The organism is Winogradskyella sp. Asnod2-B02-A (assembly GCF_045063645.1).
GTDB lineage: Bacteria > Bacteroidota > Bacteroidia > Flavobacteriales > Flavobacteriaceae > Winogradskyella.
In genome coordinates, this window is record NZ_JBEFOG010000025.1 from 90,103 (window position 1) to 105,851 (window position 15,749).

18 protein-coding genes are annotated in these 15,749 nt (G+C 31.4%); 16 read left to right on the forward strand and 2 right to left on the reverse strand.

What is annotated here, in order from left to right:
* Window positions 1-2: 2 nt before the first annotated feature.
* The 7 genes from ACJJVO_RS01305 (at window position 3) to ACJJVO_RS01335 (ending at window position 6,665) form a co-directional block, all read left to right on the forward strand.
* Complete coding sequence (locus ACJJVO_RS01305; RefSeq protein ID WP_405569500.1) at window positions 3-1,103, forward strand: glycosyltransferase family 2 protein; 1,101 nt, start codon at window positions 3-5, stop codon at window positions 1,101-1,103.
* Between the two features lie 90 nt (window positions 1,104-1,193).
* The gene (locus ACJJVO_RS01310; protein WP_405569502.1) at window positions 1,194-2,594 is read left to right on the forward strand and encodes a dihydrolipoamide acetyltransferase family protein; all 1,401 of its coding nucleotides are present in this window, start codon (window positions 1,194-1,196) and stop codon (window positions 2,592-2,594) included.
* A 187-nt stretch (window positions 2,595-2,781) separates the two neighbouring features.
* The gene (locus tag ACJJVO_RS01315; protein ID WP_405569504.1) at window positions 2,782-3,222 is read left to right on the forward strand and encodes a DUF134 domain-containing protein; all 441 of its coding nucleotides are present in this window, start codon (window positions 2,782-2,784) and stop codon (window positions 3,220-3,222) included.
* 3 nt (window positions 3,223-3,225) lie between these two features.
* Window positions 3,226-3,426, forward strand: coding sequence for a DUF5320 family protein (locus ACJJVO_RS01320; RefSeq protein ID WP_405569507.1), 201 nt, complete (start codon window positions 3,226-3,228; stop codon window positions 3,424-3,426).
* Complete coding sequence (locus tag ACJJVO_RS01325) at window positions 3,395-3,784, forward strand: NifB/NifX family molybdenum-iron cluster-binding protein (RefSeq protein ID WP_405569509.1); 390 nt, start codon at window positions 3,395-3,397, stop codon at window positions 3,782-3,784. The genes ACJJVO_RS01320 and ACJJVO_RS01325 overlap by 32 nt, the downstream gene beginning before the upstream one ends.
* Window positions 3,785-3,855: 71 nt before the next feature.
* Window positions 3,856-4,275, forward strand: coding sequence for an acyl-CoA thioesterase (locus ACJJVO_RS01330; protein ID WP_405569511.1), 420 nt, complete (start codon window positions 3,856-3,858; stop codon window positions 4,273-4,275).
* Window positions 4,276-4,592: 317 nt separating this feature from the next.
* A complete protein-coding gene (locus ACJJVO_RS01335; RefSeq protein ID WP_405569513.1) occupies window positions 4,593-6,665 on the forward strand; it encodes a hypothetical protein in 2,073 nt (690 codons plus the stop codon).
* Between the two features lie 92 nt (window positions 6,666-6,757).
* Here the strand turns inward: ACJJVO_RS01335 and ACJJVO_RS01340 are convergent, their stop codons facing one another.
* Complete coding sequence (locus ACJJVO_RS01340) at window positions 6,758-8,986, reverse strand: ATP-binding protein (RefSeq protein ID WP_405569516.1); 2,229 nt, start codon at window positions 8,984-8,986, stop codon at window positions 6,758-6,760.
* A gap of 239 nt (window positions 8,987-9,225) precedes the next feature.
* Here ACJJVO_RS01340 and ACJJVO_RS01345 point away from each other — a divergent pair, with 239 nt between their 5' ends.
* From ACJJVO_RS01345 to ACJJVO_RS01385, 9 genes are all read left to right on the forward strand, one after another.
* Complete coding sequence (locus tag ACJJVO_RS01345; protein WP_405569519.1) at window positions 9,226-10,002, forward strand: exonuclease domain-containing protein; 777 nt, start codon at window positions 9,226-9,228, stop codon at window positions 10,000-10,002.
* A 32-nt stretch (window positions 10,003-10,034) separates the two neighbouring features.
* The gene (locus tag ACJJVO_RS01350; RefSeq protein ID WP_405569521.1) at window positions 10,035-10,646 is read left to right on the forward strand and encodes a fumarylacetoacetate hydrolase family protein; all 612 of its coding nucleotides are present in this window, start codon (window positions 10,035-10,037) and stop codon (window positions 10,644-10,646) included.
* On the forward strand, window positions 10,647-10,988 hold the full coding sequence (locus tag ACJJVO_RS01355) for an Hpt domain-containing protein (protein ID WP_405569524.1): 342 nt from the start codon (window positions 10,647-10,649) through the stop codon (window positions 10,986-10,988).
* On the forward strand, window positions 10,989-12,236 hold the full coding sequence (locus ACJJVO_RS01360; protein ID WP_405569526.1) for a competence/damage-inducible protein A: 1,248 nt from the start codon (window positions 10,989-10,991) through the stop codon (window positions 12,234-12,236).
* A gap of 170 nt (window positions 12,237-12,406) precedes the next feature.
* The gene (rpmB, locus tag ACJJVO_RS01365) at window positions 12,407-12,643 is read left to right on the forward strand and encodes a 50S ribosomal protein L28 (RefSeq protein ID WP_115817434.1); all 237 of its coding nucleotides are present in this window, start codon (window positions 12,407-12,409) and stop codon (window positions 12,641-12,643) included.
* A gap of 32 nt (window positions 12,644-12,675) precedes the next feature.
* A complete protein-coding gene (rpmG, locus tag ACJJVO_RS01370; protein ID WP_020896723.1) occupies window positions 12,676-12,858 on the forward strand; it encodes a 50S ribosomal protein L33 in 183 nt (60 codons plus the stop codon).
* A gap of 6 nt (window positions 12,859-12,864) precedes the next feature.
* Window positions 12,865-13,017, forward strand: a complete 153-nt coding sequence (locus tag ACJJVO_RS01375) for a DUF4295 domain-containing protein (RefSeq protein ID WP_008271041.1) — start codon at window positions 12,865-12,867, stop codon at window positions 13,015-13,017.
* Window positions 13,018-13,215: 198 nt separating this feature from the next.
* On the forward strand, window positions 13,216-14,190 hold the full coding sequence (gene ftsY, locus ACJJVO_RS01380; protein WP_405569530.1) for a signal recognition particle-docking protein FtsY: 975 nt from the start codon (window positions 13,216-13,218) through the stop codon (window positions 14,188-14,190).
* Between the two features lie 29 nt (window positions 14,191-14,219).
* Window positions 14,220-14,570, forward strand: a complete 351-nt coding sequence (locus ACJJVO_RS01385) for a hypothetical protein (RefSeq protein WP_405569532.1) — start codon at window positions 14,220-14,222, stop codon at window positions 14,568-14,570.
* 125 nt (window positions 14,571-14,695) lie between these two features.
* On the opposite strand, the gene ACJJVO_RS01390 is transcribed toward ACJJVO_RS01385, so the two are convergent.
* Window positions 14,696-15,661: a fibronectin type III domain-containing protein gene (locus tag ACJJVO_RS01390; RefSeq protein ID WP_405569534.1), complete on the reverse strand. Its 966-nt coding sequence runs from the start codon at window positions 15,659-15,661 to the stop codon at window positions 14,696-14,698.
* Window positions 15,662-15,749: the final 88 nt, after the last annotated feature.

Genomic DNA, 15,749 nt, shown 5'->3' on the forward strand with positions numbered 1-15,749 from the left:
TATTGAAATTATCTGTCATCATATTAAATTATAATGTACGCTACTTTTTAGAATTATGTCTAAAAAGTGTGGAGGCTGCCATCGCTGATATTGATGCTGAAATTATAGTTGTTGATAATAATTCTTCAGATGATAGTTGTGCTATGGTTAAGGAGCTGTTTCCTACTGTATCATTGATTGAGAATAAAGAGAATTCAGGCTTTTCAAAAGGTAATAATTTAGGAGTCGCTCAAGCTAAAGGCGAGTATTTGTGTATTCTTAACCCAGATACAGTAGTTTCAGAAGATACATTTACAAAACTTATTGATTTTACAGATTCTAAAGATAACATTGGTATTGTGGGATGTCAGCTTATTGATGGTAAGGGTAAATTTCTTCCTGAAAGTAAACGTAATGTGCCAACACCAAAAGTATCTCTTAAAAAAGTATTAGGCAATGCTAGTGATTACTATGCAAATCACATTGCTATAGAAAACATAGGAAAAGTTGATATTTTAGTAGGAGCATTTATGTGGCTCAAAAAAGATGTATACGAATCTGTTGGTGGCTTTGATGAAGCTTATTTTATGTATGGAGAAGATATTGATTTATCGTATAAAGTATTAAAATCTGGTTATGATAATTATTATTTTGGAGAAACCACTGTAATTCATTTCAAGGGAGAAAGTACTTTAAAAGATATTAAATATGCCAAACGTTTTTATGGTGCAATGCAGATTTTCTATAAAAAGCATTTTAAACAAAATCTGGTTTTTAATGCTGTTGTAGGTTTGGGTATAAAATTGGCCTATTTAACACGTAGAGCTCCTAAGAAAATTAATATAAAATCAGAAAGATCGTACGTTTATATTAAAAGTAGTCAGTTTGCCTTAGAGAAGCAATTGCCAAAGCCAATTGAGATCAGTGAGATCTTACACGGTAAAATAAAAAATAACAGCATGTTGGTTTACGACTTTAATATGTTGAAAGTGAATGCTGTAATAATAGATATGAAACATAAATCAATACAAGAAAATATTGTTTTTAGATTTCTACCAAAAAGCAGTAAATTTATCATCGGAAGTGATAGTGCTACAAACAGAGGTGAAGTGCTACATTTCTAGGATGTAATAATTGAATAAAAACCAACAAATCAAGTGTTTTTTTATTAATTTTGCAGCCGATTACAAAATAAAGACCTTCAAATTATATATATGGCAAAGTTCGAGCTTAAGTTACCTAAAATGGGAGAGAGTGTTGCAGAAGCAACCATAACCTCATGGCTTAAAGATGTTGGAGATACAATTGAAGCAGATGAAGCTGTTTTAGAAATTGCTACAGACAAAGTAGATAGTGAAGTTCCAAGTGAAGTAGATGGAGTTTTAGTTGAAAAACTATTTAGTGTAGATGATGTAGTACAAGTAGGGCAAACTATTGCGGTTATAGAAACTGAAGGAGGTAGCACTGTTGAAGTGAAAGCTGCGGCAGTAGAACCAGAAAAAGTTGCTGAACCTATAGAACCAAAAGTCGTTGCTGAAGTTGCACAAACTGTTGTAGCTGCTAAAACATCAGTAGAGCCAGTAGTTTCTACTGAAGATCGTTTTTATTCTCCATTAGTTAAAAATATAGCAAAACAAGAAGGCATTTCTCAAGCCGAATTAGATACTATTCCAGGATCAGGAAAAGATGATCGTGTTACTAAAAATGATATTAAAGCGTATTTAGATGCTCGTAGTTCTGCACCAAGTCCTGCGACTCCAGCAATTGAAACTGCAGCAGCACCAAAAGCAGAGCCAATTTCAACTAAAAAAGAAGAGGTTGTACAGAATATTACTCCAAGTGTTGAAAAACCTAAGCAAGAGAAGGTAGCTGAAAAGCCTACTGAGAAACCAATTGTAGTCTCAGGAGGTGATGAGGTTATTGAAATGACCAGAATGGGGAAACTCATTGCAAAATATATGGTAGATTCAGTGCAAACTTCTGCACATGTACAATCCTTTATTGAGGCTGATGTAACTAATATTTGGAATTGGAGAAAGAAAGTGAAGGACGACTTTATGAAGCGTGAAGGCGAGAACCTTACCTTTACTCCAATCTTTATGGAAGCCGTAACTAAGGCGTTAAAAGAGTTTCCAATGATGAATATTTCTGTTCAAGGAGATAAAATCATTAAAAAGAAAGCAATAAATGTTGGTATGGCAGCAGCTTTACCAGATGGTAATTTAATTGTGCCTGTAATTAAAAATGCAGATCAACTGAATTTATTCGGAATGGCAAAACGTGTTAACGATTTGGCTAATAGAGCACGTTTAGGAAAATTAGATCCAGATGATATACAGGGTGGAACTTATACGGTTACTAATGTTGGTACTTTTGGAAGCATTATGGGAACACCAATTATTAATCAACCTCAAGTAGGTATTTTAGCTTTAGGAGCTATTAGAAAAGTTCCTGCTGTTATTGAGGGACCAGAAGGAGATTATATTGGTATTCGTTTTAAAATGTACTTATCACATTCTTATGATCATAGAGTGGTCAATGGAGCTCTTGGTGGTCAATTTGTAAAAGCGGTTAAAGATTATTTAGAGTCTTGGGATTCTAATCGAGAAATATAATTTGAGCTTAACTAGTTAAGTTTTAGTACATACAATTTATAAAAAGCACAGTTTTAAAACTGTGCTTTTTTTATGGACTAATGTTATCCATAAATTTATGTCATATCCATGTTTACTTGTGTTACTTCTTCTCTTTTCTTATGAATTATTTAGTTAAAATTTTTTAAATAAACCACTAGTTATGAACGTGAGTTCATTATCTTTGTATAAAGTTTTAGAAATGCCACGTCCAAAGAAAAAGAGAAAAGTTAACTATCCTCCTAAAATGCTAGGATTTAAGCCGTTTGGGATTCGGTTTCGTGATGCTGAGCATGTCATTATGCAATTTGAGGAATATGAAGCGCTAAAGTTGGTTGTTTATGATAATCTTTCTCAAGATGAGGCAGCGGAAAAAATGGAAGTTTCCAGACCAACACTTACTAGAATTTATAATAGTGCATTAAAAAAAATAGGACAAGGTTTTGTGGAAGGTAAATCCATTCTAATCGAAGGTGGTGATTTTGAGTTTGAAGAAGATTGGTATAAATGCAAAACATGTTTCAAACTAACTGCTGGTAAGGATAACGGTCCAAAATGTGATGATTGTCCGCCTAGTAATACAGAAGATTTAGTGAATTTAAATGTATAAATTATGTCAAATTTAAACCATAAAGGCCCTGAGAATTTAGGACCTAGAACAGGGAAGCAATCAGGAAATTGTAAAAACAAAACATCAGATGCGTTTTTGCATGAAGGCAAGAGGCATTGTGGAAAAGGAAGACGAAGAAAATTAAATTGTAATAACGAAAATCACTTAGAACATGAAAAAAATTGCTGTTCCAATCACAACTGATAACATAATTGTAGACCATTTTGGTCAATCTAAATTATATGAAATTTATATTTTTTCGGAAAATAAGGAAATTTTAGATGTTCAATTACTAGAATCGAATCAAGGTTCTGGTTGCAAATCTAATATTGCTAATGTATTAGCAGAAGCAGGAGTAACGGCATTGTTGTCTGGTCATATAGGTAATAAGGCAAAGCATAAATTAAATACTGCAGGAATTAATGTAATACGAGGCTGTAAAGGTGATTCTGCAGACATTGTTTTAAGCTTCATGGGAAATGAAATTAAAGATAAAGATTATGCATGTTTAAAACATAAGCCTAAACATAGAAATAGTCAAAATCATATTTGTAACCATTAATTCAAATTTTCAACGGCTTAAATTAAGCTTGATTATAATTGTGTTGCAGATAAACTTATAAAATTAAAATTATGATAACTGATCTTTTTCAATTTAGGCCAGCATATGGTGATGTTGATCAAATGGGATATGTGTATCACGCTAATTATCTTAAATATTGTCATCAAGCTCGCAATGAATTATTACGGAAGTTAGATTTAGATGAGGTAATTCTCGAAAAGAACGATATTATTCTTCCAGTAATTTCTTTCAATATTAATTATAAAAAACCTGCTTACTTTGATGAGGTTATCACAATAAAGACAACTATTAAAGAGATGCCAAAGATTCGTTTTAATTTTGAGTTTGAAATTAGAAATGAAAAGAACATACTTTTAAGCAAAGCTAAATCCACAATTGTATTTGCTAATAGTCAATCGCGATTACCTAAAAATATACCAGATTTTATAGAACAGATTCTAAAACCTAAATTTAAAACTACTATGGTATAAAAATAACTATCCTTACTGAAAATTGTGCAGGATCAAAACACAACGATTTTCAGCTTCAACAGACTATAGAATTTCTGTTAAAAAAATAAATAAATAATATCCATCTACCGCATTGCACGCAATTAACTACACTTGTGGCATTTTATGAAAATTTTAAAATAGAGCAATTAAAAACCGGAATGGTTCTTAAGTTTTTAAAATAAACTTATTTTTATATCATCTTAAAGATAGATGAGCAGTAATTTATTAAGAATTAAATAGTTAATAAATTTTATCATTAAAAAACGTTTTAGAAAGCGTTTTAAACAAAGGCATTTATGACAAATAATATAATTATAGAAAATCAATATAAGAGAACAAGTCTATTTGAAAAAGATAATGTGAATTATCTAGTTCATGTTTTAAAACGATTTAATACTGTTCCTAAATTAAACAATATTAATATAATTACCTCTACTACTGAGCCAGATGTATTTAAAATTGTACCAAACAAATCCATTATAATTGGAGCATTATATTTAAAAAATCCGGTTTTAGCTCTAGTTTATTTGAGGTATGGTATTGAGTGGCAACTTTGGTATAAAGCACTAGATAATAAAAAAGATGATATCGCTTTATGTGATATTGCGGCATTTAGAGTTACTAGAATATTTTATAAACTATTGCCTAAAGAGGATAAAGAGAAGTTAGAATCTGTTAATAAAATTTTAATTGATTTAATTAAAAAAGATGAAGAATTAAGTGCTGAAGCTTTATTGGGTTTTAAAGAACTACAAGATTTTCATGGTTTAAAAAATACCAACAAAGAATTTAAAGAATCTTGGAAACCTATTGTAGAAAACTTAGCAAAACCAACAGAGTATTTGTTAATGGATGGCGGTGATTTAAGATTAAATATAGATGAAGTTGTGCTTTTAAATAAATATGGTTGTAGACCATTTCCTAGACCAGATGCGTTTACTTTTGCTTCTTCTACAGCTACAAGTGTTTCTAATTTTGCTTTTGATAAAACAGATAAGGTAAGAAGTATATTAATTAAAAATAGCTTAAAAAACGGATTCAAAAATGCGACAATCGATTTTTCTGAATTATTAAAAAACAACCTTAAAAAAATATTCAAATTAAAAGACGAAAGTCAAATTATCTTTTCCCCTTCAGGTACAGATTCTTCGCTTCAAATAGCTGCTATCACTCAAATTATCACTGATAAAGATATTGTTCATGTTTTAGTTGCATCAGATGAAACAGGAAGTGGTGTGCCTGCCGCATTAAAAGGTTGTCACTTTGAAAATACAACAGCACTTAATCACCCAATTAAAAAAGGTGATAAAATAGAAGGGTTTAGAGATGTTGAATTGATTAAAGTGCCGTTTAGGGATGAAAAAGGGCAATTAAAATCAGCAAAACAATTAGATACAGAAGTTTTTACAGCCATTTCAGAAACTAATAAATCTGGGAAACATGTGGTATTGCATGTAATGGATCAATCTAAATTAGGTTACCAGTCTCCAAGTGAAAAAATGATGGAAGATTTAGATACACTTAAGGATTTATCTATACAAGTTATTGTAGATGCAGCTCAGCTTAGGTTAGATCCATCAGATATACAAAATTATTTAGAGAAAGGATATATTGTATCTACAACGGGAAGTAAATATTTTACAGGACCTCCTTATTCTGGAGCATTAATTTTGCCTAAAAGTGTAAATAAACTAATCCAGTCCGTAAAAACGACGTTACCAGTAGGTTTAACAAAATACTATAATCATTCTGATTGGCCAGCAACATGGTCTTGTTCAAATGATTTATCAGACGGATATAATTATGGTTCTTACATGCGTTGGAATGCGGCTATAGTTGAAATGGATAGGTACTTTAAAACACCAATTCTATATAGAAATATGGGCATTGAAATGTTCTGCAATTTTGTTGAAGATTCTGTAAAAGATGCCACTTTTTTAGAACCTTTATATGGTGATGAAATAAAGACGAATAGCTCTAATAGTAAAGGATTTGGATTGAGAAATATTCGTACCATTTTTCCATTCTTTATTGTTAATAATGGCAACGTATTGTCTGTAGATCAAGTTAAAAAACTCTATGTATTATTAAATTCTGATATATCTGAGCATTTTCAAGGTTCTCCATTAGAAATAATTAGACTAGCTGCACAAAAGTGTCATATTGGGCAAGCCGTTAATGTAAAATATGGTAATGATATTCAGAGTGCTATTTTAAGAATTAGTTTGGGTGCTAGGATTATTTCCGAAAGTTGGGTAAATAGAGATATAAGCCTCTTTTTTAGAAATATAGAAATGCAAATGAGCCAAATAACAGTAATTATAAAGAAAATTGAATTAATTCTGAATAACCCAGAGTTATTAGATTAAATAATGGCTTTATAAAATAGCACCTAATATATGCTTATAATTTAGATACTCTTTTGGTGTTTTATCCAACACGCCATATTTACTGTAATGTATCAATTCTGTTTATGCGCAGAAACCAGATTTAAAGCAAGTGTCTTTATAAAGTCGTTAACTTTATAAGGTTTCACAATAGAGTCATTGAATTGTGCACTTTTAAAACGGTCATCTTGTTCGTCTTGTGTAACAGCTGTTAGTGCGATAACAATTACGGGTTTTTGGAGTTCACGGATCTTTTTAGTGGCTTCTATTCCGTCCATTATAGGCATGTGAACATCCATCAACACTAAATCATAATCAGTTACCATAATTTTATCTATACCTTCTTGGCCATTAGTAGCAATTTCGACTAAAATATCATGACTTTCCAATGTCTTTTTAGTTACCATGAGATTGATTCTATTGTCATCTACAACTAATATTTTTTTTCCGCGAAGCATATCATTTGAAACTGTATCTTGAATATCTTCGTTTGCATGTTTCTTTTTTGCAGTTCCAAATGTTATTTCGAAAAAGAAATTTGAGCCTTCACCAATAGCACTTTCTAACTGAATATTAGAATTCATGTCTATGAGTAATTTTTGCACAATAGTAAGGCCTAAACCAGAGCCTTGAAAATCTCCTTGGTGTTTAAGTTGTCCAAATTCTTCAAAGATTTTTTGCTGGTCTTCTAAAGGAATTCCCAGGCCGTTGTCTTTAACTTCGAACTTAAGCTTTAATTCATTTTCTTTTATTTTCAATAGACTTACAATTAGTTCTACTTTACCATTGTAGGTGAACTTTAAAGCATTGCCCAATAAATTGATGAGAACTTGAGACATTTTTGTCTGATCTCCCTTAATCCAATTAGGAATTTTAGGATTGATAGTAATAATGAGCTCATTATTAGTTTGTCTCGTTAAGTATTCTAATGATTCTTTAATATTATTTAGAAAATCTTTGAGATGAAAAGGTTTTGATTCAAATTTGATTTTTTCATGAGAATCCATCTTATTTAAGGTCAATACATCGTTTACTAGATTTAGTAAATAATCTGCTGAAAATTTTAATGACTGCAATTCTGTTTTGTGAGATTTAAGATTGCTGTCGTTATTCAATACAGTGCTTAAGCCGATAATTCCGTATAAAGGAGTACGTAACTCATGGCTCATTGTAGATAAAAATCGAGATTTAGCTTCTGCTGATTTTTCAGATTCTAGTTTAGCTTTTAGATATTCTTGATTCTTTATCTTTAATTCTGTGTTAAGTCTTCTTCTGTTTTTAATGACTTTAAGAAGGTAAAATAGTAAGCCTAAGAGTAAAAAAGAAACTAAAATACTAATGATTAATATATTCTTTTGTGACTCAGCTTTTTCTAGAATAATTTCATTTCTCAGTTCTTCATTTTTTAATTCCTCTTGGATTTTAGCATTTTTAAGAGTGGTTATAAGGTTCTTAGCAGATTTTTTAGTGTCCTCCTTACTTTGTTCTATAAAAAGGCTATCTTTTATTTTACCAATATCATAGGCTTTTTTGTAATTACCTTTAATAGCAAGGCATTCAATATAGCCATTGTATGCTTTCTTTAATACATCGAGATTATTTGTTTCTTTTGCTAAAAGTATGGCTTGTTGATACAGGTTTGTAGCCAAATCATAATCTTTAGTTTCAAAAGCATAATGGGCTTTAAATAAATTAAGACCAGCAAGTCCTATCTTAAAGTCTTTTGGCACATGTACATCTGCTGTATCAAGATATGGCTTTGCTTTTTCATAGTCATTATAATGCTCAAAATATATTTGAGCTATATTATGGTTTAAGAAGAAAAGAGCAAGGTCGTTACTTCCTTTTTGCGCAAGAGGAATTGCTTTTTTGTAAGAGTTTATGGCTTTGTCTGGTTCACCAAAGGCATAATAAATGTTGCCTATATCAATAAGCGAACCGACTAAGGAGGTATTGTCGTTTAGTTTTTTTGCTAATTGAATGTTTTTTCTAGCATACTCCAGTGATTTTAAGGAGTCATTTAAGTTGAGGTAAGAATTAGCTAAGAAACTACGAATACCACTAATCTCATTGTTTAGTTTATTGAGTTTTGCTATTTTGAGTATGTCATTTGCTTTAATAATAACCGAACTGTAATCTTCCTTATAATAATCAGCTACCATTAAATTTTTAATAGAATCAATATGTGTTATTACTGTGTCCTTAGGTAAGTTTGATAGAGCCTCTGGTGTATTATCATCTTTTTGCGCATATATGTTGCTTTGAAATAAAAATAACGCTAGGGGAAGTAGTAAAAATCGCATTTGAATTAGGTAAGGTGCTTAAATATCGGTTAAAATGTTCAAAAGATGAAATTTATTTCAATTACTTATTCAGTATCATTGTTTTGTGCTAATGTATATAATTTTAGCTTATCTGAATTACCTTTAATAGAAATGATAATGTAAATTAGTATAATTAATTAAAGACACTATTGCTTTTTTTTTGCCTAAGAGGTCTTTCTTAAAGAATCTCAGTACCTTTGTAAAAAAAATAATTTCACATGCAACTCAACCTAACAAAACCCATCTGTTTTTTCGATTTAGAAACTACAGGTATCAATATATCTAAAGACAGAATCGTAGAAATTTCAATCTTAAAAGTTTATCCAGATGGAAAGGAAGTAGCTAAAACTTGGGTTGTAAATCCAGAAATGCCTATTCCAGCAGAGGTTACTGCAATTCATGGAATATCAGATGCAGATGTTGTGGGTAAGCCAACCTTTAAGGAGTTATCTAAAGAAATCTATAATTTAATTAAGGATTCCGATTTAGGAGGATTTAATTCTAATCGTTTCGATATTCCTCTATTGGCAGAAGAAATGCTGCGTGCAGAAGTTGATTTTGATATGAAAAACACGCATTCTGTAGATGTTCAAACTATTTTTCATAAAATGGAGCAACGTACTTTAGTTGCAGCTTATAAGTTTTATTGCGATAAGAGTTTAGATGATGCGCACAGTGCAGAAGCAGATACAAAAGCAACTTACGAAGTTTTAAAAGCACAATTAGATCGCTATGAAGATTTAGAAAACGACACTAAGTTTTTGGCAGAATTTAGTTCGCGCAAAAAGTTTGCTGATTTTGCAGGTTTTTTAATATTCAATAAAGAAGGTGAAGAATGTTTTTCTTTTGGAAAGCATAAAGGAAAACGCGTTTTAGATGTTTTAGATAAAGAACCAGGTTATTTTGGTTGGTTGCTTAATGCAGACTTTCCACTTTACACCAAAAAAGTATTAACAGCTATTAAGCTACGTCAGTTTAATAACAAGTTAAGCTAATGGCAAAAGCTAATATCTAAGAGCTAAAAAGAATGAAATTAATCTGCATAGGTCGTAATTACACAGACCATATTAAAGAGTTAGAAAACGAAAAACCAACAGATCCTGTCATCTTTTTAAAGCCTGATACATCGATTCTGTTAAAAAAACAACCGTTTTTTATTCCTGATTTTTCTGATGAGGTACATCATGAAGTTGAGGTTTTAGTGAAAATTAATAAAGTTGGAAAGTACATTGATAAGAAATTTGCTCATAAATATTATGATCAGATAGGGCTTGGAATAGATTTCACGGCGAGAGACCTTCAGGCGCAATTAAAATCTAAAGGATTACCTTGGGAAAAAGCAAAAGCTTTTGATGGAGCAGCTGTTGTTGGTAAATGGCTGCCAAAGACTAAATTTCAGAACATTGACAAGATTAATTTTAGTTTAAAAAAGAATGATGATGTCGTTCAAAAAGGAAATACAGAACTAATGCTATGGAAAATAGATGAAATCATAGAATATGTGTCAAAATATTTCACTTTAAAAATTGGAGATATTATCTTTACGGGCACACCAGCAGGAGTCGGTAAGGTTTTTGCAGAAGATCGATTAATAGGATATCTTGAAGACGAGGAAATGTTTTCAATAAAAATTAAATAAATGTCACAACATTATAAATTAGAAAGAGTACGAGAAATGGCTGATGGAGACGAGGATTTCGTCGCAGCTTTGGCAGCCGCTTTTTTAGAAGAAGTGCCAGAAGATGCTGAACGTTTAAGAACAGCAGTACCAGCAAAAGATTATAAAGAAGTCTATCAAGCAGCTCACAAAATGAAGCCAACTATAGATTTGTTTGAACTTGGAGTTTTAGATACCTTAATAGAAGTGCAAGATTGGGGAAAGTTTGAGCAAACGGATAAAAATGTTGATGAACAACTTATAGTAGTGTTAACTGCAGTAGATAATGCTGTTAATGAAATTAAATCCGATTTCGGACTTTAAATGCAAGCAGAAATTATTACCATTGGAGATGAGATTCTTATTGGTCAGATTGTAGATACCAATTCTGCCTTTTTAGGAAAAGAATTCAATAAAGTAGGTATTTCAATTTATCAGATTACATCTGTACAAGATGAAAAATCTCATATTCTTAAAGCTTTAAAGGAAGCTGAAGAAAATGCAGACATTATTATAATTACGGGAGGACTAGGTCCTACCAAAGACGATATTACCAAGCATACTATTTGCGAATACTTTAATGATACACTAGTTGAAGACAAAGCTGTTTTAGCGAACGTTGAACAAATATTTTCTAGATTTAGTTCTGCTCCTCTTTTAGAAGTTAATAAACAACAAGCATTAGTACCTTCTAAATCTACTGTTTTAATGAACCATAATGGAACAGCTCCAGGCATGTGGTTAGAGAAAAATGGAAAAGTTTTTGTGTCACTTCCAGGTGTGCCTTACGAAATGAAGGCATTAATCACAGAGCAAGTCATTCCAAAATTAAGAGTACAATTTAAGTTTCCTTATATAGTTCATAAAACTATACTGACATATGGTCTAGGAGAAAGCGCATTGGCAGACCGTATAGCAGAATGGGAAGACAATCTACCTCAATTTATTAAATTGGCTTATTTACCAAGTTTAGGTCGTGTACGTTTACGGTTATCTGGGAAATTTTTTGATAAAAAGGAATTAGAAGACGAAATTCAGAATCAGGTTAATTTATTATTACCACAAATTAATGATGTTTTTGTGGGTTTTGAAGAAGATGAATCTATTGAAGCTGTCATTGGAAAGCAATTAACTAAATTAGGAAAAACACTAGCCGTAGCAGAAAGTTGTACAGGTGGTCGTATTGCAGAATCATTTACAGCAAATGCAGGAGCTTCAGCTTATTTTATAGGTAGTGTTGTGACGTATGCTACAGCATCTAAAGTAAAAGTTCTAGGCATTTCAGAAGATATAATTAATAAGCATTCTGTGGTGAGTAAAGAAGTTGCGGAAGCAATGGCAAAGAATGTAAGAACATTATTTGATAGTGATTATGCCATAAGTACAACAGGTAATGCTGGTCCCTCAAAAGGAGATTCAGATGCAGAGGTTGGAACGGTATGGATTGCTATTGCCACAAAAGACCAAGTTTATTCTGAAGTTTTTAACTTTGGAGACCATCGTGAAAAAGTAATTGGAAGGGCTACAAATAAAGCTTTTGAAATGCTTCAAAAACTTTTTTTGAAAAAGTAGAGTTTTATGTTTGTTGAAACATAATATTTTATTAAATTTGCACCCTGTTTAAAATATCCATGTTCGGATTTTAGATTCTTAATGCAAATGTTTATAAAGATTTGCTTTAAAAACAAAGACAACATTAAGAGTTAACAGAAAAACAATAATACACCTAAAGAAAGAAAACAATGTCAAGAGTTTGTGAACTTACTGGGAAGAAAGCAATGGTTGGGAATAACGTTTCTCACGCTATGAATAAAACAAAACGTAGATTTGATGCAAATTTAATCAAAAAACGTTTTTACATTCCTGAAGAAGATAAGTGGGTAACATTAAAAGTTTCTACATCAGCATTAAAGACTATCAATAAAATTGGTATGGATGCAATGTTAAAAGAAGCTAGAGCAAAAGGATTTTACAAATAATAGCGTTTATTTAACGCTTAAGTCAATTTACAATGGCAAAAAGAGGAAATAGAATACAAGTTATCTTAGAGTGCACAGAGCACAAAACTTCTGGTCAACCAGGAACATCAAGATATATTACAACAAAGAATAAGAAGAATACGCCAGATCGTATGGAGATTAAGAAATTTAATCCTATCCTTAAGCGTATGACAGTTCATAAAGAGATAAAATAATAAGACATGGCAAAGAAATCAGTAGCGTCTTTACAGACAGGATCAAAGCGTTTGACAAAAGCGATTAAAATGGTGAAATCACCAAAAACTGGGGCTTACATGTTCGTGGAATCAGTTATGGCACCAGAATTTGTCAACGACTTTTTAAACAAAAAATAATCTTTATTTTTATATAGATTTATAAAACTGCTTTCATTTGAAAGCAGTTTTTTTATGGCTATATTTGAGCAATTATGACAACTTAGCAGTAATTCATTAAGGGCAAGGTTGTTGCTTTTGGTTTTGACAGTATGCTTAACTAACTAAGTCAGAAAAAAGTTTAAAGAGATTTAAGCTTTTAACTTTAAACTAAAATAAATGAGTTTTTTTAAAAAAATATTCTCTTCCGAAAAGAAAGAAACCCTAGACAAGGGTTTAGAGAAATCTAAAACATCTTTCTTCAGTAAACTAAACAAAGCCGTTGCTGGTAAATCTAAAGTCGATGATGATGTTTTAGATAATCTTGAAGAAATCTTGGTCACCAGTGATGTTGGTGTAAATACAACCTTAAAAGTAATTACGCGTATAGAAGAACGCGTAGCAAAAGATAAATATTTAGGTACTTCAGAACTAAATAAAATTTTAAGAGAAGAAATTGCAGCCTTATTGTCAGAAACTAAATCTGGTGAGGAAACAGAATATACTATTCCAGAGTTACCAAAACAAGCTGATGGTTCTAAAACGCCATACGTGCTAATGGTTGTTGGTGTTAATGGTGTTGGTAAAACAACCACTATTGGTAAATTAGCCTATCAATTTAAAAAGCAAGGTTTAAAAGTGGTATTAGGTGCTGCAGATACATTTAGAGCAGCAGCAATAGACCAATTACAAGTTTGGGCAGATAGGGTAGATGTACCAATGATTAGACAAGAAATGGGATCTGATCCTGCGTCTGTAGCTTTTGACGCTCTGCAATCTGGTGTAAACCAAGATGCCGATGTTATTATTATTGATACTGCAGGTCGTTTGCATAATAAAATCAACTTAATGAATGAGTTGACAAAAGTGAAACGTGTTATGCAAAAAGTTGTGGCAGATGCGCCACATGATGTTTTATTAGTTTTAGATGGCTCAACAGGGCAAAATGCTTTTGAGCAAGCAAAACAATTTACAGCGGCTACAGAAGTAACTTCATTAGCAGTAACTAAATTAGATGGTACAGCTAAAGGTGGTGTGGTTATTGGAATCAGCGATCAGTTTAAAATTCCTGTAAAATATATTGGAGTAGGAGAAGGTATTGAAGATTTACAAGTTTTTAATAAGTATGAATTTGTAGATTCCTTTTTTAAATAATCATTCAAAGAAAATAGTATCCTTATGTTATGAGTGCTAACTTCAATTTTAAGGATGATAAAATTTTAAAGCCGATTACAATATTGACACTATTGTATTCGGCTTTAATGTTTATTAAATATATTGGAAATATAGTTGGACTTTTATTTAGTTCTCATAGTCCGTTAATGCCAGAATATTTGCATAACTATGTTGCTTTTCCTTCATACGTTTTAGTGCCATTTTTTGCAATACTAATTTTCCTTTGTATTAGAACTTTAATTACTAAACTTTATAATGCTAAATTGGTTTATGTTTTGTTTGGATTAGCATTGCTATTCTATATTTTTCAATGGCAGATTTATCAGTGGATTTTGAGCTTTAATCCTTATAATTCATAAGAAAATAATATTTCTTTATTCAAATAAAATTAGCAAATCACAAGACCTAAATACGCTTAAATAAAAAAGACCTCAATTCTTTATTACAAAAATTGAGGTCTTTCTATTTAGAATAATTTACTGAATTATGGTCCAGTAACTGTAATTGGACCTACCCAATCACTATAACCATCTGTACCACAATAAGCCCTAACATAAAAATCGTAAACAACACCTGAATATGTGTGATTTGTTAACTGTATAGGATTATAACTCGTATCTATATCTGTACCAGTGCCTACAGGCTGCCCATAACCAACTTTATGTAATTGCCATGTACTTTCACCATTCATCGCTTCCCAACTAAAAACTAAAACATCAGAGCCAGCAGAAGTGGTGTAAATTTGATTTAATGTGAAATTAAAAGGATCTAAGCAATTCGCATTTAATGGTTCTTCTAACGTGCTGTGTGTAACAGGTCCTATCCAAGAACTAAATCCATTATTTCCACAAGTATTACGGACATAAAAGTCATAAGATGTATCAGCGTTTAAGTTGCTTATTCTTGCATAACTAGGATATGTAGTAGTTAATTGTGTTGTACTACCAGTTCCTAATGTAAAACCTTCAATACCATATTGAATCTCTGAACCATCAAAATCTCCATTAGACCAAGATAAATCTATATGGTTATGACTTACAGAATCATTGTATAATCGTACATTAAAACTTTCTGGATCTTCACAGTAGGGATTATTATTTAATGTCACAAAATTATAAGGAGTTGACCAATTACTGTACTCACCAGATTCGTTACAAAAAACTCTTACATAATATGTATATTGTGTGTTACCCATCAAATCTTCAACATGAACACTATTTTCAGGTACGGTTAAAATCGTTCCAGAACCTTGAGCAAAACCAAAAGTGCCATATTCTACTTGATATAATGAAGACTGAACATCAGCATACCAATATAAAGTCGCTGTTGTGTTTGTTAAATTGTTGACGTCTAACGATTCAGGGGTTGGACAAGAGTTGCCATCTGAGCTATCACTAGAACATGCCAAAACAGTTAGTGATAGAGCAAAAATAAGTAATAATTTTTTCATATCTGTTTTTTTTAAGAGGGCGAAGATATGTGACTTGTTTAATTTCAGCAAGAAAAAATAAAAAAAATAGGATATTGGTTTTTTGAGA